General features: G+C 58.6%; 18 protein-coding genes. 14 read left to right on the forward strand and 4 right to left on the reverse strand.

Annotation, left to right across the window (positions count from 1 at the left end):
* Positions 1–105: 105 nt before the first annotated feature.
* Complete coding sequence (locus CFE47_RS18115; protein ID WP_286839070.1) at positions 106–999, reverse strand: LysR family transcriptional regulator; 894 nt, start codon at positions 997–999, stop codon at positions 106–108.
* Positions 1,000–1,128: 129 nt separating this feature from the next.
* Here CFE47_RS18115 and CFE47_RS18120 point away from each other — a divergent pair, with 129 nt between their 5' ends.
* The 6 genes from CFE47_RS18120 (at position 1,129) to CFE47_RS18145 (ending at position 8,939) form a co-directional block, all read left to right on the forward strand.
* On the forward strand, positions 1,129–2,775 hold the full coding sequence (locus tag CFE47_RS18120; protein WP_286839072.1) for a GMC family oxidoreductase: 1,647 nt from the start codon (positions 1,129–1,131) through the stop codon (positions 2,773–2,775).
* Positions 2,776–2,840: 65 nt separating this feature from the next.
* Positions 2,841–4,466 (forward strand): MFS transporter, encoded by a 1,626-nt coding sequence (locus CFE47_RS18125; RefSeq protein WP_286839074.1) that lies wholly within the window; start codon positions 2,841–2,843, stop codon positions 4,464–4,466.
* Positions 4,467–4,634: 168 nt separating this feature from the next.
* Positions 4,635–6,575, forward strand: coding sequence for a DNA topoisomerase III (locus CFE47_RS18130; protein WP_286839076.1), 1,941 nt, complete (start codon positions 4,635–4,637; stop codon positions 6,573–6,575).
* A gap of 132 nt (positions 6,576–6,707) precedes the next feature.
* Entirely contained in the window at positions 6,708–7,148 is a 441-nt protein-coding gene (locus CFE47_RS18135; RefSeq protein ID WP_185710564.1) for a CBS domain-containing protein, read from the forward strand.
* An 8-nt stretch (positions 7,149–7,156) separates the two neighbouring features.
* Entirely contained in the window at positions 7,157–8,002 is an 846-nt protein-coding gene (locus tag CFE47_RS18140; RefSeq protein WP_286839077.1) for an NAD-dependent protein deacetylase, read from the forward strand.
* Positions 8,003–8,609: 607 nt separating this feature from the next.
* Positions 8,610–8,939: a hypothetical protein gene (locus CFE47_RS18145; protein WP_071484804.1), complete on the forward strand. Its 330-nt coding sequence runs from the start codon at positions 8,610–8,612 to the stop codon at positions 8,937–8,939.
* 61 nt (positions 8,940–9,000) lie between these two features.
* On the opposite strand, the gene CFE47_RS18150 is transcribed toward CFE47_RS18145, so the two are convergent.
* The gene (locus CFE47_RS18150; RefSeq protein ID WP_286839080.1) at positions 9,001–9,906 is read right to left on the reverse strand and encodes a LysR family transcriptional regulator; all 906 of its coding nucleotides are present in this window, start codon (positions 9,904–9,906) and stop codon (positions 9,001–9,003) included.
* A 133-nt stretch (positions 9,907–10,039) separates the two neighbouring features.
* Between CFE47_RS18150 and CFE47_RS18155 the strand changes: the two genes are divergently transcribed.
* Genes CFE47_RS18155 through CFE47_RS18165 form a run of 3 tightly spaced genes read left to right on the forward strand, consistent with a single transcriptional unit; the run spans position 10,040 to position 12,626 of the window.
* On the forward strand, positions 10,040–10,738 hold the full coding sequence (locus tag CFE47_RS18155; RefSeq protein WP_010211319.1) for a CoA transferase subunit A: 699 nt from the start codon (positions 10,040–10,042) through the stop codon (positions 10,736–10,738).
* A gap of 35 nt (positions 10,739–10,773) precedes the next feature.
* A complete protein-coding gene (locus CFE47_RS18160) occupies positions 10,774–11,433 on the forward strand; it encodes a CoA transferase subunit B (protein WP_159934311.1) in 660 nt (219 codons plus the stop codon).
* A gap of 11 nt (positions 11,434–11,444) precedes the next feature.
* Positions 11,445–12,626: an acetyl-CoA C-acetyltransferase gene (locus CFE47_RS18165; RefSeq protein WP_185710567.1), complete on the forward strand. Its 1,182-nt coding sequence runs from the start codon at positions 11,445–11,447 to the stop codon at positions 12,624–12,626.
* Positions 12,627–12,807: 181 nt separating this feature from the next.
* On the opposite strand, the gene CFE47_RS18170 is transcribed toward CFE47_RS18165, so the two are convergent.
* Positions 12,808–13,230 (reverse strand): PaaI family thioesterase, encoded by a 423-nt coding sequence (locus tag CFE47_RS18170; RefSeq protein WP_185710568.1) that lies wholly within the window; start codon positions 13,228–13,230, stop codon positions 12,808–12,810.
* A 156-nt stretch (positions 13,231–13,386) separates the two neighbouring features.
* Between CFE47_RS18170 and CFE47_RS18175 the strand changes: the two genes are divergently transcribed.
* A complete protein-coding gene (locus tag CFE47_RS18175; protein WP_286839089.1) occupies positions 13,387–14,172 on the forward strand; it encodes a DUF4349 domain-containing protein in 786 nt (261 codons plus the stop codon).
* Here CFE47_RS18175 and CFE47_RS18180 read toward each other — a convergent pair whose 3' ends face one another.
* On the reverse strand, positions 14,173–15,258 hold the full coding sequence (locus CFE47_RS18180) for a DUF1615 domain-containing protein (protein WP_286839091.1): 1,086 nt from the start codon (positions 15,256–15,258) through the stop codon (positions 14,173–14,175). It lies immediately after the preceding gene.
* A gap of 146 nt (positions 15,259–15,404) precedes the next feature.
* Between CFE47_RS18180 and CFE47_RS18185 the strand changes: the two genes are divergently transcribed.
* The 4 genes from CFE47_RS18185 (at position 15,405) to CFE47_RS18200 (ending at position 17,618) form a co-directional block, all read left to right on the forward strand.
* The gene (locus CFE47_RS18185) at positions 15,405–16,019 is read left to right on the forward strand and encodes a LysE family translocator (RefSeq protein ID WP_286839093.1); all 615 of its coding nucleotides are present in this window, start codon (positions 15,405–15,407) and stop codon (positions 16,017–16,019) included.
* Between the two features lie 182 nt (positions 16,020–16,201).
* Complete coding sequence (locus CFE47_RS18190) at positions 16,202–16,339, forward strand: hypothetical protein (RefSeq protein WP_286839095.1); 138 nt, start codon at positions 16,202–16,204, stop codon at positions 16,337–16,339.
* 123 nt (positions 16,340–16,462) lie between these two features.
* The gene (locus CFE47_RS18195) at positions 16,463–17,113 is read left to right on the forward strand and encodes a hypothetical protein (protein ID WP_286839098.1); all 651 of its coding nucleotides are present in this window, start codon (positions 16,463–16,465) and stop codon (positions 17,111–17,113) included.
* A 121-nt stretch (positions 17,114–17,234) separates the two neighbouring features.
* Positions 17,235–17,618, forward strand: a complete 384-nt coding sequence (locus CFE47_RS18200) for a hypothetical protein (protein ID WP_286839101.1) — start codon at positions 17,235–17,237, stop codon at positions 17,616–17,618.
* Positions 17,619–17,800 lie beyond the last annotated feature (182 nt).

Consider the following 17,800-nt stretch of genomic DNA (forward strand, 5'->3'; position numbering starts at 1 on the left):
GTGTAGATACCCATGCTGCGATAGCGGTGGACCAGCACCGAATAAGCAAACTGATGCACCGCCATCGCAGGCAAGCCAGCTCCCACAGTGTTGATCCGGATTAGGTCAGTTGGATTCGCCGAGGAGCAAGCTTTGCTCCCGCGCGCACAATTCCACCACGTAATCCCACAATACCCTCAGCCGCACCGATTTATGCAGCTCCCTGCGCGAGCTGATCCAGTAACTGCGCTGGATGCACTCCCCCGGCAGCAACGCCACCAGGTCCGGATCGCCAGCGGCCATGAAACACGGCAACACCGCGATGCCCAATCCCGAGCGCGCCGCTTGATGCTGGGCGATCACGCTGGTGCTGTGGAACACCACCTTGGGGTTGCGGCAGAAGCTGCTGAGGAACTTCAGTTCCTGGCTGAACAACAGGTCATCGACATAATCGATCCAGGAATGAGCCGCGAGGTCTTCACGTTTTTCAATCGGCGGGTTGCGCTCCAGGTAGGCGCGGCTGGCATACAGCGCCAAGCGGTAGTCGGTGAGTTTGCGCGTGACCAGTTGATCGACGCTGGGACGCTCCAGGTGGATGCTGATTTCCGCTTCGCGGTTAAGGATGCTGACGAAGCGCGGCACGGCCACCAGTTCCACTTCCAGTCCCGGGTAACGTTCGAACAGCCCGCCCATGCGGCTGGCGAGGAACATCACGCCCAAGCCTTCGGCCACGCCGAGGCGGATCTTGCCCAGGGGTGCGGCGGAATGGGTGAGTTCGTCTTCGGCCAGCAGCGCGACGTTTTCCATGGCCTCGGCGTGCTTGAGCAGGGCTTCGCCGGCAGGAGTCAGTTCGTAACCCTGGGCGTGCTGCACGAACAACGCGGTGCCCAGGCTCTTCTCGATGGCCTCGATATGCCGGGCCACGGTGGCATGCGTGGTTTTCAGGCGCTGCGCGGCGGTAAGCAGGCGGCCGCTGCGTTGCAACTCCAGAAAATAACGCAGGTCATTCCAGTCGAACATGACACCTCCATTGTGCGGGCTCGGGTCGTGCTGTTTAAAAACGCACAGCAGCTGGGTAAAAACTAACATTTTTAAGACGAAAACTAACAACTAGGATGGAGCCAATAAGAAAAACATGCGAGACCTTAAATGCCCATTGCTACTGCTGAGTACGATTACATCGTCGTAGGCGCCGGCCCCGCAGGCTGCCTGCTGGCCAATCGACTTTCCGCCAACCCCGCCCACCGTGTCCTGCTGCTGGAAGCCGGTGGCCGCGATAATTACCCCTGGATTCATATCCCCGTCGGCTACCTCTTCTGCATCGGTAACCCGCGCACCGACTGGTGCTTCAAGACCGAGGCCCAGGAAGGCCTGCAAGGCCGTGCGCTGAGCTATCCGCGCGGCAAAGTGCTGGGTGGCTGCTCATCCATCAACGGCATGATCTACATGCGTGGCCAGGCCCAGGATTACGACGGCTGGGCAGCGCAAGGCAACGAAGGCTGGGCGTGGAAGGATGTGCTGCCACTGTTCAAACAGAGCGAAAACCATTTTGCCGGCAGCTCGCAATTCCACAGCGACGGCGGCGAGTGGCGGGTCGAACAACAGCGCCTGCACTGGCCGATCCTGGATGCGTTCCGCGACGCGGCGGCGCAGAGTGGCATTGCCAAGATCGACGACTTCAACAAGGGCGATAACGAAGGCTGCGGCTATTTCCAGGTCAACCAGAAATCCGGCGTGCGCTGGAACGCGGCCAAGGCGTTTCTCAAGCCGATCCGCCAGCGCCCCAACCTCACCGTACTGACCGAAGTGGAAGTGGACCGCGTGCTACTGGAAAACGGCCGAGCCTCACAGGTGGTCGGACGCCAGCACGGGCAGCAAGTGAGCTGGAAAGCACGCCAGGAAATCATCCTGTGTGCGGGCTCCGTGGGCTCGCCAGGGATTCTGCAACGCTCGGGAATCGGCCCGTCCAGCGTGCTCAAGCCGCTGGGCATCGAGGTGCTGCACGAATTGCCCGGCGTCGGCGGCAACCTGCAGGACCACCTGCAACTGCGGCTGATCTACAAGCTGGAAAATGCCCGCACCCTCAACCAGATCGCAGGTTCAGTGTGGGGCAAGATGGGCATGGGCCTGCGCTACCTGTACGACCGTAGCGGCCCGCTGTCGATGGCGCCCAGCCAGTTGGGCGCGTTTGCGCGCTCCAGTGCGCAACAGACTTCGGCCAACCTCGAATACCACGTGCAACCGCTGTCCCTGGAGCGTTTCGGCGAACCGCTGCACGCATTCCCGGCGTTTACCGCGTCCGTCTGCGACCTGCGTCCGCAAAGCCGTGGTCGCGTAGACATCCGCTCGGCCAACCCGGCGGATGCCCCGCTGATACAACCCAACTACCTCAGCCACCCGGAAGATTTGCGCGTGGCCGCCGATGCCATTCGCCTGACCCGGCGCATCGTCGCCGCGCCGGCCCTGAGCCAATTCAAGCCGGTGGAGTACTTGCCCGGCGACTCGTTGCAGACCGAGGAGCAACTGCACGAAGCGGCAGCGCGCATCGGTACTACAATCTTCCATCCGGTCGGCACCTGCCGCATGGGCAGTGACAAGGATGCGGTGGTCGACGCTCAGCTGCGAGTGCACGGTGTGCCCGGCCTGCGTATCGCCGACGCCTCGATCATGCCGCGCATCACGTCCGGCAATACCTGTTCACCTACGCTGATGATCGCGGAGAAAGCCGCACAGCTGATCCTTTCGCCGAACACAAGGAGCCTCGCCCCGGAGAGAGAACTGGTTCATGCAATCTGAATAGCGGCGCCGAGACTGGCGCCGACAGTGGAACAACAATAAATAATCACTGTGAGGGCTACCCGATGTCAGAACATGCTCAACCCTTGGGCTCGGCGGTCAATGCCGCCAGCACCAGCAACGACTCAAAGAAAGTCATCTTCGCCTCCTCCCTCGGGACGGTGTTCGAGTGGTATGACTTTTTCCTCTACGGCGCGCTGGCGGCGGTCATCAGCAAACAGTTCTTTGCCGGGGTCAACGACACCACGGCCTTTATCTTTGCGTTGATGGCCTTTGCCGCGGGCTTTGTAGTGCGCCCGTTCGGCGCGTTGGTATTCGGACGCCTGGGGGACATGATCGGGCGCAAGTACACCTTCCTGGTCACCATCATCCTGATGGGCGTAGCGACGTTCTGCGTCGGGCTCCTGCCGACGTATGCCAGCATCGGCATTGCGGCACCGATCATTCTGGTCGTGCTGCGCATGCTGCAAGGCCTGGCGTTGGGCGGCGAATACGGCGGTGCAGCGACCTACGTGGCCGAGCACGCACCTGCGGGCAAGCGCGGCTTCCATACCAGTTGGATTCAATCCACCGCCACCCTCGGCCTGCTGCTGTCGCTGCTGGTGGTGCTGGCGTGCCGGTACTTCACCGGTGACCAGTTCGAAGTATGGGGCTGGCGCATTCCGTTCCTGTTTTCCATCGTACTGCTGGGCATTTCCACCTGGATCCGTATGAGCCTGCACGAGTCGCCGGCCTTCTTGAAAATGAAAGAGGAAGGCAAGTCCAGCAAGTCGCCGATTCGTGATTCGTTCGGCAAGTGGGAAAACCTCAAGGTGGTGCTGATCGCGCTGTTCAGCATCAACGGCGGACAAGCGGTAACCTTCTATGCAGCGCAATTCTATGTGCTGTTCTTCCTCACCCAGTTCCTCAAAATGGACCCTGCCCTGGCCAACATGCTGCTGATCATCAGCGTGGTGATTGGCGCGCCGTTCTTTATCTTCTTTGGCTGGCTGTCGGACAAGGTCGGGCGCAAACCCGTGCTGATGCTCGGCCTGCTGCTGGCAACCGTGCTGTACTTCCCGATCTTCAAGAGCCTGGCGCACTACACCAACCCGGCGATGGACCAGGCCACCCATCAGGCGCCGATTACCGTGTTGGCTGATCCGGCCACCTGCACCTTCCAGTTCGACCCGGTGGGCAAGGCGAAATTTGACAGCCCGTGTGACAAGGTCAAGACCTTCCTGGTCAAGCAAGGCCTGCCCTACAGCAGCGCTGCGGCACCTGCAGGCAGCCCGGTACAGGTGAGCGTCGGCGAAGTGCGTATCGACGGCTTTGACGAAGCGGCCCTGCGCGGCGCCGTAACGCTGGCCGGCTATCCGACTTCGGCAGACGTGGCCCAGGTCAACAAGGTGATGGTGGTGGTGCTGATCGTCGCGCTGATCCTGATTGCGGCCATGTGCTACGGGCCGTTGGCGGCGTTGATGGTGGAGTTGTTTCCAACGCGTATCCGCTATACCTCGATGTCCCTGCCCTACCACATCGGTAACGGCTGGTTTGGCGGGTTCCTGCCGACCGTGTCGTTTGCGCTGGTGGTGTACACCGGGGATATCTTCTACGGCCTGTGGTACCCGGTGGTGGTGACGGGGGTGAGTTTGATCGTGGGAATGATCTGCCTCAAGGAAACCCGGCACGTGGATATCGACAATAACTAACCTGATCACCTGAACACAGGAGATCCCCTGTGGGAGCGGGCTTGCCCGCTCCCACATTTGCTTGTGTGGTCGCCACACAAATTGCTGTACATCCATACAGATAAAGGTTGATCAAACGCGGCTTACTGAGCATCCTGCACACCATCAACCCGATCTGATGTGGCGACCATGCGGCTCTACCTCTGTGAAAAACCCTCCCAGGCCAAGGACATCGCGGCCGTGCTCGGCGCCAGCCGCCGAGGTGATGGCTGCTGGTTGGGCAATGGCGTCACGGTCACCTGGTGCATTGGCCACCTGCTGGAAACCGCCCCGCCCGATGCCTACGACGAAAAGTACAAACGCTGGGTGCTGGCCGACCTGCCCATCGTCCCGGAAAAATGGAAGATGCGGGTCAAACCCAAGACCGCCATCCAGTTCAAGGCCGTCAAGCGCTTGCTGGGGGAAGCCCAGGAACTGGTGATCGCCACCGACGCCGACCGTGAAGGCGAGATGATCGCCCGCGAGCTGGTGGAGCATTGTCGCTATCGAGGGCCAATCCAGCGCTTGTGGTTGTCGGCACTCGACGACGCCTCCATTCGCAAGGCCCTGGCCGCCCTAAAGCCCGGCGCCGAAACCTTCAGCCTGTATCACTCAGCCCTCGGGCGCTCGCGCGCAGACTGGCTGATCGGCATGAACATGAGCCGGTTGTTTACCTTGCTCGGACGCCAATCCGGTTATCAAGGCGTATTGCCGGTGGGCCGGGTGCAAACGCCCACACTGCGCCTAGTGGTGGACCGCGACCGCAGCATCGCGGATTTTGTGCCGGTGGCGTACTGGGCGATTGACGTGGACCTGCTGCACGAACGCATGACGTTTACCGCCCAATGGCGCGCCGCGGAAGATGCCTGTGACGATCAGGGCCGATGCCTCAACCCGCAATTGGCTGAAGCGGCGGCCGACGCCATGACCCACGCCGCCAGTGCGCGACTGGTCAAGCTGCGGACCGAACGCATGCGCGAGGTAGCTCCCCTGCCCTTCGACCTCGGTACCCTGCAGGAAATCTGCTCCAAAAAACTCGGCCTCGGTGCCCAGGAGACCCTGGATATCGCCCAGTCTCTCTACGAAACCCACAAAGTCATCACCTACCCCCGCAGTGACTGCGGCTACTTGCCCGTAAGCCAGCACAGCGAAGCACCGAAGATCCTCGCCGCGTTGGGACGTGCCGATACGGCGGTGAACGAGTTGATGCCGCATATAGACCCCCAACGCCGCTCGCGGGCCTGGAACGACGCCAAGGTCAGTGCCCACCACGGCATCATCCCCACCGGCGCCGGCAAGGATGTAGGCCAACTCACTGGCAAGCACCGAGCGGTCTACACCCTGATTCGCGCACGCTACCTGGCGCAGTTCCTGCCCAACCACGAATACGATCGCACCCAGGCGGATTTCGACTGCGCGGGACAAGCGCTGCGAGCAGTGGGCAAAGTGGTGATCGAGCCAGGCTGGAAACGCGCCCTGCCCGAAGCGCTGGCGCCCGCCAAGGGCCGTGAAGCACCCGCACCACAGGCCTTGCCGACATTGGTGCAAGGCCAGGACTACGCGGTGGCCAAGGTCAACCTCAAGGACCTGTGGACCCAACCGCCCAAGCCCTTCACCGAAGGCGACTTGATCAAGGCGATGAAAAGCGTCGCCAAATTGGTGGAAGACCCGCTGCTCAAGCAAAAGCTCAAGGACACCACCGGCATTGGCACCGAAGCCACGCGTGCCGGGATTATCCAGGGCTTGCTCGACCGCGGTTACCTGTTAAAAAACGGCAAGGCGCTGTCGGCCACGCCGGCGGCTTTCAGCCTGATCGACGCCGTGCCCCGAGCCATTGCCGACCCCGGCACCACGGCGATCTGGGAGCAGGCGCTGGACATGGTGCAAAGCGGCGAAATGAGCCTGGAAGAATTCGTCGCCAAGCAGGCAGCCTGGATGAGTAAGCAAGTGGCGCGCTGCAACGGCATGCGCATGACCATCACCGGGCCAGCGGGCCCCGCAGCCACGCCATGGAAAAAGAAACGCAAGAGCGCGCCACGCAAGACGACCGGCAGCCCAAAACGCGCCAAAAAGCCGACAAAAGCAGGGTAACTATCAAAAAAATCCGGCGAATGACGTTTTTCGACGGGTTTAACGCCGCTTTGGACCTTGCCGCCGCGCAGGCCGTCTAGGATTCTGTAGGGAGCCCGCTGACTTCCTAACAACAACACCGGAGTGGCCGCCATGAAAACCGTCGCACAAGTGCTCAAAGCCAAGGACCATAAAAACCAGGACGTCCACACCATCGAATGGGACCACACCGTGTTTGAAGCGCTGGTGGTGATGTCGGCGAAAAACGTCGGGGCCTTGCCGGTGGTCAAGGAAGGCGCGGTGGTGGGGATCATCAGCGAACGGGATTACGCGCGAAAGCTGATTCTCAAAGGTTTGTCGTCGGTGACCACACGGGTCGACGAAGTGATGAGCTCTCCGGTAATAACCGTCGATTCCCACAAGAGTGTCGATGAATGCATGAACATCATGACCGACAGCCATCTGCGTCACCTGCCCGTTGTCGAACAAGGTCAGCTGCTGGGCTTGCTGTCCATCGGTGACCTGGTGAAAGAGGCCATTGCCGAACAAGCCGACTTGATCAAACAGCTGGAGCAGTACATTCGCGGCGAATAGGGGAACCCATGCTCGATACCCTGGAACACCAGGACGACCACCTCGACACCCTGCACCGGGCCATGGCCGAGCGGCGCTTTCTGGTGTTGACCGGCGCAGGCATCAGCACGTCGTCGGGCATCCCCGATTACCGCGACAGCGAAGGCGTGCGCCGGGGCAAGGCCCCCATGATGTATCAGGAGTTTCTCGCCACCCCGCAGGCGCGGCGCCGTTATTGGGCAAGAGCCATGCTGGGGTGGCCGAGGGTCCGTATTGCCCAGCCGAACCCAGCCCATCTGGCACTGGCGACGCTGCAGCAACACCAGCGCATCAGCGGGCTGATCACGCAGAACGTCGACACCTTGCACGACCAGGCCGGAAGCCACGATGTCATCGAACTGCACGGCAGCCTACACCGAGTGCTGTGCCTGGATTGCCAGCAACGCAGCGAGCGCGACGCGATCCAACGCCTGATGGAAGCCCAGAATCCCTACCTGGCCGGCGTTGATGCCGTGCAAGCACCCGATGGCGACACCCTGCTCGACCCGGCGTTTGAGGCACGCTTCCAAGTGCCCCACTGCCCCCATTGCAATGGTGAGCGGTTGAAGCCTGATGTTGTGTTCTTCGGCGAGAACGTCGCTCAGGACACAGCGGCGAAGGCAATGGCGGCAGTGGAGCAGGCCGAGGGTTTATTGGTGGTGGGGTCGTCGTTGATGGCTTATTCGGCATTTCGGCTGTGCAAGGCGATGGTGGAGCAAGGCAAACCGGTGATAGCGATCAACCTGGGCAAGACACGGGGGGATGAGTTGTTACGGGTGAAGATCGAGGCGTCGTGCGAGCGCCTTTTGCCATTGCTTGCTGAACGATTGAAATAGCTCAAACACCCCAAATCAAACCCTGTGGGAGCTGGCTTGCCTGCGATGGCTGCGTGCCAGCCAAGTATTTGCTAGCTGACACTCCGCTATCGCAGGCAAGCCAGCTCCCACAAGGGTTTGATGTTAAGTTAACGATCGCAGCGCTACGACCCACCCTTCCAAAAAATGACGCCCAAGTCACATTTCCCCGCATCTCCCCGCCCCCACGGGAATTTATGTAGTGAACAAAAATAATCACTACATAACCGTTGACGTAACCTTTTTGTCCTTGCATTATCGAGACGTCTCCCGGATCGGGAGCGTTGGTAACACGTGTTTTGAACAAGCTCGTCTGACCGCCGAGCTGTTTTTTCCGGATGTGCACTGCCCACAAGGCAGATTGATGAAGCTGACCGGCCCGCAAGGATCGGTACAAGGAGCTCAAACGCCTCTTGTCTTCGTTATGAAACCATTGCGTAGCAGTTCATCAGCAAGACTACATGCATCAGGTTCAAGACCCTGCCCGTATTCGGCAGACAGTCGCTGACGCCCGGTTTTCGGAACCGGAGACAACTTAAATATTTAACGAATCAATTGATAGATCGCCAACTGGTCAAGGGGCTTACACATGAATCTGAACAACCAACCAACTATCGACGAATTGGCTGAGATGTTCGCAGCGCAGAAAGACACACTCGACGACCATATCCTGTGGATTGGTAAATCGGGCGAAGTGCAACTTGACTGCCTGGCGCCCAATACCGAAGAAGCCGAGTTTGACCGTAATAACCGTGAGCTGGCAGCGCGCCTGAAGGTGTACCGCCGTGGCCAGGGTTATGTCGGCAAGAAGGCTGCGGCTGATCGCAACTTCATTGAGCAAGTCTTTCATACACTGAATACCGAATGGCAGAACCTGCGTGGCCAATCGCACGTTAAAGTAATTGATAGATACTGCTAATACCTGAGCATTAAACATTTAAGCCCGCTCGTTTACTTCGAGCGGGCTTTTTAATGCCTGTTTATAACAACGCGGGAAACCGCCCTTTCGCGGCTTCATCGCGAAAAATATCAAACAGCACTTGCGCCGCCGCCGACAACTCATGACCCGGCTTGGTCAACACACCAATCGGACGTTCGATCACCGGATCGCGCAAGGTGATGCAATGGGCGCCGGCCTCTTCCATCTGCCGGGCGCATAACGCGGGTACGGCGCTGACGCCCAGCCCACTGGCTACCATCTTGCCTACCGTCGCCAATTGATGGCTTTCCAGCGCCACCGGCAACTTCACCTGCAACGCGCCCAAGTGTTCTTCCAACATCACCCGCACCGTGGACGGTCGCTGCAAGGTGATGAACGGCTGCTCCAACAGGGTTTCCCAATCAATCTCGGCACGCTCCGCCAACGGAGAATCACCCGGCACCACGGCGATAAAGCGATCCAGATACAACGGCGTGAACGCCAGCGACGAACCTTCCGATGGTTCGAACGCCACACCCAGCTCAACCTGCCGGTCACGGACCATCTCCATAACCTGCTCGTTGATCAGGTCATGGACGGTCACATTCACCTGAGGGTAACGCGCACGGAATATCTTCAGGATCGGCGGCAACAAGTTACCGGCGAAGGATGGCATCGCCGCTACCGTTACCCGCCCGCGCTGCAGGGTGAAGCGCTGGCGTAATTCATCTTCGGTGTTATCCCAATCGGCAATCAACCGGCGCGCCAGGGGCAATAAGGATTCACCTTCTGGCGTGAGCGCAACGTTGCGCGTATTGCGGCTGAACAAGCGCCCGCCCAGGCCTTCTTCCAGGCCCTTGATGGTAAGGCTCAATGCAGATTGCGAGAGGTGCAGGCGTTCGCAGGCAGCGGCAAAGCTGAGGCTCTGGGCCACGGCGAGAAAGGCCCGCATCTGTTTAACTGTCATGAGGCTACTCCAAGCGGCTAGGCGACTATGCTGTTTTTTAAATCAATCAACCTAAAAAAACAACTTAACAAATCAATCCGTCAGCGCAACACTCGGTTCACTGGCTGGACCACACACAATAAAAGAGGTGCATATGGCAGGTTTCGATAAACGCGTAGCGTCCTATGAAGAAGCGCTGGCAGGCCTGGAAGACGGCATGACCGTGCTCTCCGGTGGTTTTGGCCTGTGCGGTATTCCAGAAAACCTTATCGCCGAGATCAAGCGCAAAGGCACCCGCGACTTGACCGTGGTTTCCAATAACTGCGGCGTCGATGGTTTTGGCCTTGGCGTACTGTTGGAAGAAAAGCAGATCAGCAAAGTGATCGCTTCCTACGTCGGTGAAAACGCCCTGTTCGAAAAGCAATTGCTCAGCGGCGAAATCGAAGTGGTACTGACTCCCCAAGGCACCCTGGCGGAAAAAATGCGCGCAGGCGGTGCCGGCATCCCGGCCTTCTTCACCGCTACCGGCGTAGGCACTCCAGTGGCCGAAGGCAAGGAAACCCGCGAATTCAACGGCCGTCCGTACCTGATGGAAGAATCCATCACCGGCGACTTCGCCATCGTCAAAGGCTGGAAAGCCGACCACTTCGGCAACGTGATCTACCGCCACACCGCCCAGAACTTCAACCCGCTGGCCGCCACTGCCGGCAAGATCACCGTGGTCGAAGTCGAGGAAATCGTCGAACCGGGCGAGCTGGACCCGGCGCAGATCCATACCCCTGGCATCTACGTCGACCGGATCATCTGCGGCACCTTCGAGAAGCGCATCGAACAGCGCACCGTCCGCAAATAATCCGCCTCCAGCCCGAACAATAAGAGGAAACACACATGGCTCTTACCCGCGAACAAATGGCTCAACGCGTCGCCCGCGAAATGCAGGACGGTTTCTACGTCAACCTCGGCATCGGCATCCCGACCCTGGTGGCCAACTACATTCCCGAAGGCATGGAAGTGATGCTGCAATCGGAAAACGGCCTGCTGGGCATGGGACCGTTTCCTACCGAAGACACCATCGATGCCGACATGATCAACGCCGGCAAGCAGACCGTCACCGCACGCGTCGGCGCGTCGATCTTCTCCTCCGCCGAGTCCTTCGCGATGATTCGCGGCGGCCACGTCGACCTCACTGTGCTGGGCGCATTTGAGGTGGACGTACACGGCAACATCGCTTCGTGGATGATCCCCGGCAAGCTGGTAAAAGGCATGGGCGGCGCCATGGACCTGGTGGCCGGTGCAGAAAACATCATCGTGATCATGACCCACGCGTCCAAGGACGGCGAGTCCAAGTTGCTCAGCCAATGCAGTCTGCCGCTGACCGGCGCCAACTGCATCAAGCGCGTACTGACCGACCTTGCGTACCTGGAAATCGAAAATGGCGCTTTTGTCCTCAAGGAACGCGCACCTGGCGTCAGCGTTGAAGAGATTGTGAGCAAGACCGCCGGTAAACTGATCGTCCCGGACCACGTTCCAGAAATGCACTTCCAGTGAGGACAGATTCCATGCAAGACGTCGTGATTGTTGCTGCCACCCGCACCGCCGTGGGCAGCTTCCAGGGTTCGCTGGCGAATATCCCGGCACCGGAATTAGGCGCTGCTGTGATCCGCCGCCTGCTGGAGCAGACGGGCCTGGACCCGGCACAAGTCGATGAAGTGATCCTCGGCCAAGTACTTACCGCAGGCAGCGGCCAGAACCCGGCGCGCCAGGCGTCGATCCTTGCCGGCCTGCCACACGCGGTACCCAGCCTGACCTTGAACAAGGTCTGCGGTTCGGGCCTCAAGGCCCTGCACCTGGGCGCCCAAGCCATTCGCTGCGGCGATGCCGAGGTGATCATCGCCGGCGGCATGGAAAACATGAGCCTGGCCCCGTATGTGTTGCCAGCAGCGCGCACGGGTTTGCGCATGGGCCACGCCAAGATGATCGACAGCATGATCACCGACGGCCTGTGGGATGCGTTCAACGACTACCACATGGGCATCACCGCCGAGAACCTGGTGGATAAATACGGCATCAGCCGTGAGGCCCAGGATGCGTTCGCCGCTGCGTCCCAGCAAAAGGCCACGGCGGCCATCGAAGCGGGTCGGTTTGTCGACGAGATCACCCCTATCCTGATTCCGCAGCGCAAAGGCGATCCAGTGGCCTTCGCCGTGGATGAACAACCTCGCGCAGGCACCACCGCCGAGTCCCTGGCCAAATTGAAACCGGCCTTCAAGAAAGACGGCAGCGTCACTGCCGGCAACGCTTCCAGCCTCAATGACGGCGCCGCCGCCGTGCTGCTGATGAGCGCGGACAAAGCCAAGGCACTCGGCCTGCCGGTACTGGCGCGCATCGCCAGCTACGCCAATGCCGGCGTTGACCCCGCAATCATGGGCATCGGCCCGGTCTCGGCCACCCGCCGTTGCCTGGACAAGGCCGGTTGGAACCTGGGCGACCTGGACCTGATCGAAGCCAACGAAGCCTTCGCCGCACAATCCCTGGCGGTGGGCAAAGAGCTAGAGTGGGATGCGGACAAGGTCAACGTCAACGGCGGCGCTATTGCCATCGGCCACCCTATCGGCGCGTCAGGCTGCCGCGTGCTGGTGACCCTGCTGCACGAAATGATCAAGCGCGACGCCAAGAAAGGCCTCGCCACCCTATGCATCGGCGGCGGTCAAGGCGTGGCCCTCGCCCTCGAACGCAACTGATTAAAAGAGCAACACGGAAAAGGCCCGGTTCCACGAAAACCGGGCTTTTTCTTTATGCGTCCTATCTGAAAAACGCAGTTCGAATGTGGGAGCGGGCTTGCTCGCGAATGCAGTGTGTCAGAAACACATTCAGTGACTGACCCACCGGATTCGCGAGCAAGCCCGCTCCCACATTTGATATTCATTGCCTATCAAATTGCGGCACCGCAAACACCGCATTCGCCCGCGCCACCACCTTCTCCCCCACCTGCAAACTCACCGTGGCAAACGCCATCTGCCGACCGCGCTTGTGATGTTCCAACCGCACCACAATCCACTCCCCCACCTGCACCGCGCCCAGGTAATCCAAGGTCATGCTGGCGGTAATCAATGGCAGCGGCGGCTCGCTGGAGAAGGCCATCGCATAACCCATGCCGATATCCGCCAACGTCGCCAGCACCCCGCCATGCACGGTGCCGCGCCCATTGGCATGACGGTTGTCGGCGCGCAGGCCAATTTCCAGTTGCAAGCCCTCACCCCGGCAATACGCCGGACCTAACAAATCGAGAAGCGGGCTGCTGCGAGGGAGAGAAACAAAACCTTCGGGGACGGCGTGGGTGATCATGGCAAGTTCTTCCTTGGAGTCAGGCTTGAGGTGTACTCCAGCCTCTCTGAACCAGCCATCACCATCATCCGCACAAATCCCCCGCGATGCTTTGCGTTAATCCGCCAGACCCGCTTTAATCGCCGTCAAATTTTCCCGCACCCCCAAGGAACCGCAATGCGCCATCTGGACGGCAAACCGAAATCTTATCTCTTGTGCTTGCTGGTAGCCCTGGCCATTGCAGGGTGCTCGCCCAAGGACCACTCGCGCGCCCGGGTGATCAACGGCGAACAAAGCCGAGCTGGCGCACAACTGGCCTATGAACATGAGCTGACCCTGGCCCTGCCCGGCGCCCTGCTCGCGCCGCGTATGCAGGCTACCCGCGAAGCCTGCGAAACCGCACGCTTTGGCGCCTGCAATATCCTGGGCATTACCGAAGACGGCAACGGTGGTGAGATCATCCTGCGCATCGCGCCAACGGGTGTAGAGCCGATGGTTGCGATGGCCGCCGAAGGTGGAAAGCTTGGCCAACGCATCACCACTGCTGAAGACCTGGCCGATGCCGTCGCCGATGTACGCCGCCGCCAGGAGCGCCTGCAAGCTCAGCAACAACGCCTGGACGAACTGGCCAAACGCAAGGACATCACCGTCAGCGACCTGATCGCCTTGAGCAAGGAACAGGCCGCCATCGAAAACGAGCTACAGGAGCTGGCGCAAATCGCCGCCAACCAACAACGTCGTCTCGACACCAACCGCGTGACCCTGAACTTCCGTTCCTCCGATGGTGCTAACCAGCCGTCGCGGTTCAGCCGTATGTTCAGCAACCTCGGCGACAACCTGGTGAATGGCACTGCAGACGCCCTGGAACGCTCCAGCTATGTACTGCCGTTTGTGATCCTGGCCTTCCCGGTGGTATGGCTGTGGATGTGGCTGTGGCGTCGGTTCATCAAGCGCCGCCCCTGATCAGCGCTTCATACAACGCTGGTAACGCTCATCCACGCGCTTGGCAAACCATGCCGTGGTCAGGTTGCGGGTGATCTTCGGGCTCTTGAGCACGATGCCCGGCAGAATCGCCCGTGGCATCGGCTTACCGGCAGCCTGGTCGGCCATCGCGAATACGCGTTTGTAGAGCGTGGTCTCTTCAAAGTCCAACTGCTCGCCCTGCTCCAGCTGGCTGCGGATGCTCGGGTTGCGCATGCCCAACTTAGGCCCCAGGGAGCGTACCGCCAGCTCGGTGGTGCCAGGCAGCAATGAACCATAGCGAATCAAGTCGCCATCCAGCGCCAATTCGGTGCCCGTGATACGGCTGACCGCTGCCTGGAACGCCGCATTGCGGCTGGCGTACCAACCGGCATTGAAGTCGGCGAAGCGATACAGCGGCTGATCGTAGTTCACCGGGTAACCCAGCAAATGGGCGATACCGAAGTACATACCGCCGCGACGGGTGAAGACTTCACGCCGGATGGTGCCGTCCACCGTGTAGGGATAACCCCGCGCCTGCTTCTGTGCAAAGTCGATGCTGACTTGCATTGGACCGGCGGTGTGCACTGGGTTAAATCCGCCAAACAAGGTATTGCCCAGCGGCACCATGCTGATGAAGTCATCGAAGATGCCGCTTAGATCTTTTTCGGTGCGCGCCGCGTTTAGCCGCTCGGCGTAGGTTTTTCCGGTGGGCGAACGCAATTGCAGGGTGGTACGCACCACCACCGCCGGTACATACACCTTGGCAGCACGGCGCAGCATTTCGTCCTGGGCGATCTTGCCCATGTTCGGCACGGGAGGATCGACCTGATAGGTGGATTCCTGCTCCGTCACCGCCAGCACGGCGCAGATATTTTCGGTACTGGGGTAGATTTTCTGGGTATCGAACGCGGTGTAGATGTCCTGGGCCCAGCCACTTCGGTCGGCCACCGTTGCGGGCAACAGGCGCACGATTTGCGCCTTCACCTCGGTTTCACTGCGTTCCGGCTGTTGCGGGCCACGTGTAGTGGAGCAACCGGCCACTACCAGCAACGGGGCGAGGCACAGTAACAAGCGGCTTAGCGGCATGGGGTTTCCTTGGGTGACGACGGGCCAGGCATTGCAGATATCGACCGGTAAGTCTAACCAGCGTTCGCCGTCCTGCTGGCCTTTCTAGCCGCAACCAAACGTGACAGGATCGACCAACCACCATTCGTACACGGAGTTTGAATGCAATGCTCAGCCTAAACTTCCTTGTTACCTGCCTGATCGTAGTATTGATTCCCGGCACCGGCGTGATCTTTACCGTGTCCACCGGCCTCACCGCGGGCAAACGCGCCAGCGTATTGGCTGCACTGGGCTGCACCGCCGGGATCATCCCGCATTTACTGGCATCGATTCTTGGCCTGTCCGCGCTGCTGCACACCAGTGCCATGGCGTTTGACATGCTCAAGTACGCAGGCGTCGCCTATCTGTTGTACGTGGCCTACGCCACCTGGCAGGATCGTTCGGCGTTTTCCGTCAGCGATACGCCGACAACCACCAGCGCGCGCAGCCTTATGTTGCGTGGCTTTTTAATGAACATCCTTAACCCGAAATTGACCATTTTTTTCCTGGCTTTCCTGCCGCAGTTCGTCACGCCAGGCAGCACCGCACCGACCGTGCAAATGCTGGTGCTCAGTGGCGTGTTCATGGCGATGACGTTTGCGGTGTTCGTGGCATATGGCCTGCTGGCCAATGTGTTTCGTCGCGCGGTGATCGAATCGCCACGGGTCCAGAACTGGCTACGCCGTAGTTTTGCGGCGGCGTTTGCAGGGCTGGGGTTGAACCTGGCGTTCGCCCAGCGCTGAAGGGCGATAGCTGCTGATATTTCCCACATAACCGCCGGATAAGCTCTACTCCCCAGCCCTGACAACCTCTGCAAAGTCCCTCGCCTGAATACACAGTGCGAGGGATTGCAGATGGTTTTTCTTATTAGCGTTTTTGTTGATCGGGTCCTTTCAGACGCCGCTCCTGTAGGGAGCCGTCAAGGATGACTAACGCTTCTCACATTGCCCATATCGAATTTGAACTCGATGGTTTTCATCAGAGCCTGGCGATCTATCGCCAGCAGATGAACGCCTGGTATTCGCGTGCCTTGGATTCGGCATCATTTCACCAAAATCCATGAGCATTCACTAGGTCACACACAGGGTAACCACGGGCCACACTTCAACACTAAAAATACAGAACATGAACTCAAGACACCGTTGAAAATTGGTGACGACTCACACACTTACTTCAAGAGATAAAAATGAACACTGTCTATACGAGTGAAACTGGAGTAAGGCCATGGGAAAGCATATACCCATCCCATGACGCTGGGTTCGTCACTGTCACGTTGATAAACCATGACTTTTTAAGTGTTTGGGAGTCATGGTGCGACCTAATGGAGCCTTTATCAGAAGAATGGCCCATTAAAAGAAAATGGTACTCAGCAATGACTTCAGGCTTTTGTTCAAACGCCCAGGAATATCTATTTAAAAAAAATACAGCGAAAACACTACAGGAGGGAGACATGTGTAAAAAAAATGAGAAAAGCAACATCTACTCCACAATAACGAAACTACCAAAAAGCCCGAGAAAAATAGAAAGCTTTAACTTTGAGGCTTCTCACGACACTATTTTAGTTATGCAAAGAACCGAAACAAAAATAGAGGAGCTTTGGTCTGAGATGACGTCTTTTGAAACACAGATATCACCCGAAAAATTAAGTTCATTTTTGGTACAACAAGGTAATATTTTGCTATGTCGGTTTTACGAGTCAGAAACACACGCTGCGGCTCAGTTTATTTATCAAAACAGGCATGAAAATACAGTCATCTTAGAGAGCGTGAGCAACCTATTTAAAAAGATAAACACCGAAGACGTTCACCACTACATAAACAATACCAACATTTTATAAATTCATTAACAAACCCGGTTTGGAACTGCTTAGGCGCTCGACGCGGGGCAAGTCCGCTCACTACAGTCAGAAGCCAGCAAGGACGATATCGCTATAAAATCTCCATTACTGAGAGAACCAAATGAAGGTCCGAGTTACCGATGTTTTATCTATCGAGGGCAACCTATTCGTGGATTTTCTTTCGCCTGCGGGTAGTGGCAACGCTCTATGGGTCGGCTATCGGCCGACAGTTTGGGAGGAGTTAGACGTGGAATTCGATTTGGATGAAAATTTTTCTTGGGGGAAAAATTTCACGTCTTCATCCCGCACCTCTCCACTCATCAAGGTCATAAATGGCACGACCCATGTAACAGCTGAAATAGCCCAAAATGCCGACGAGGAATGGGTAGTACTCAAACTCGAAGATTCGATGATCCTCATAGAGCTCAAGGAGTTGATCACTCAACAATCAGGATTTGTTGAGGTAAGAACAAACAGCATCCGGTTGTATCCAACAAATATCTGAGTTGTCGGTCGATAACCAACGCCGCGCGAACTGGGATTACTCAGAAATTACCGGGCGCCAGATTGGGGCTGCTTCGCTGCCCAGCGCGGGGCAAGCCCGCTCACTACAGACTAGATCTACGCCTTCGAAAGGTGTGTAAGGATCCATGCCCATCTGGAGCAAGCCCCCCACATTTAGATTTG

It is taken from the genome of Pseudomonas sp. PGPPP1 (assembly GCF_002255865.1).
GTDB classification, from domain to species: Bacteria; Pseudomonadota; Gammaproteobacteria; order Pseudomonadales; family Pseudomonadaceae; genus Aquipseudomonas; species Aquipseudomonas cremoris.

Coding starts and splice junctions, on each gene's coding strand:
- CFE47_RS18115 (WP_286839070.1), bottom strand. CDS start 999: ATGTTCGACTGGAATGACCTGCGTTATTTTCTGGAGTTGCAACGCAGC.
- CFE47_RS18120 (WP_286839072.1), top strand. CDS start 1,129: ATGCCCATTGCTACTGCTGAGTACGATTACATCGTCGTAGGCGCCGGC.
- CFE47_RS18125 (WP_286839074.1), top strand. CDS start 2,841: ATGTCAGAACATGCTCAACCCTTGGGCTCGGCGGTCAATGCCGCCAGC.
- CFE47_RS18130 (WP_286839076.1), top strand. CDS start 4,635: ATGCGGCTCTACCTCTGTGAAAAACCCTCCCAGGCCAAGGACATCGCG.
- CFE47_RS18135 (WP_185710564.1), top strand. CDS start 6,708: ATGAAAACCGTCGCACAAGTGCTCAAAGCCAAGGACCATAAAAACCAG.
- CFE47_RS18140 (WP_286839077.1), top strand. CDS start 7,157: ATGCTCGATACCCTGGAACACCAGGACGACCACCTCGACACCCTGCAC.
- CFE47_RS18145 (WP_071484804.1), top strand. CDS start 8,610: ATGAATCTGAACAACCAACCAACTATCGACGAATTGGCTGAGATGTTC.
- CFE47_RS18150 (WP_286839080.1), bottom strand. CDS start 9,906: ATGACAGTTAAACAGATGCGGGCCTTTCTCGCCGTGGCCCAGAGCCTC.
- CFE47_RS18155 (WP_010211319.1), top strand. CDS start 10,040: ATGGCAGGTTTCGATAAACGCGTAGCGTCCTATGAAGAAGCGCTGGCA.
- CFE47_RS18160 (WP_159934311.1), top strand. CDS start 10,774: ATGGCTCTTACCCGCGAACAAATGGCTCAACGCGTCGCCCGCGAAATG.
- CFE47_RS18165 (WP_185710567.1), top strand. CDS start 11,445: ATGCAAGACGTCGTGATTGTTGCTGCCACCCGCACCGCCGTGGGCAGC.
- CFE47_RS18170 (WP_185710568.1), bottom strand. CDS start 13,230: ATGATCACCCACGCCGTCCCCGAAGGTTTTGTTTCTCTCCCTCGCAGC.
- CFE47_RS18175 (WP_286839089.1), top strand. CDS start 13,387: ATGCGCCATCTGGACGGCAAACCGAAATCTTATCTCTTGTGCTTGCTG.
- CFE47_RS18180 (WP_286839091.1), bottom strand. CDS start 15,258: ATGCCGCTAAGCCGCTTGTTACTGTGCCTCGCCCCGTTGCTGGTAGTG.
- CFE47_RS18185 (WP_286839093.1), top strand. CDS start 15,405: ATGCTCAGCCTAAACTTCCTTGTTACCTGCCTGATCGTAGTATTGATT.
- CFE47_RS18190 (WP_286839095.1), top strand. CDS start 16,202: ATGACTAACGCTTCTCACATTGCCCATATCGAATTTGAACTCGATGGT.
- CFE47_RS18195 (WP_286839098.1), top strand. CDS start 16,463: ATGAACACTGTCTATACGAGTGAAACTGGAGTAAGGCCATGGGAAAGC.
- CFE47_RS18200 (WP_286839101.1), top strand. CDS start 17,235: ATGAAGGTCCGAGTTACCGATGTTTTATCTATCGAGGGCAACCTATTC.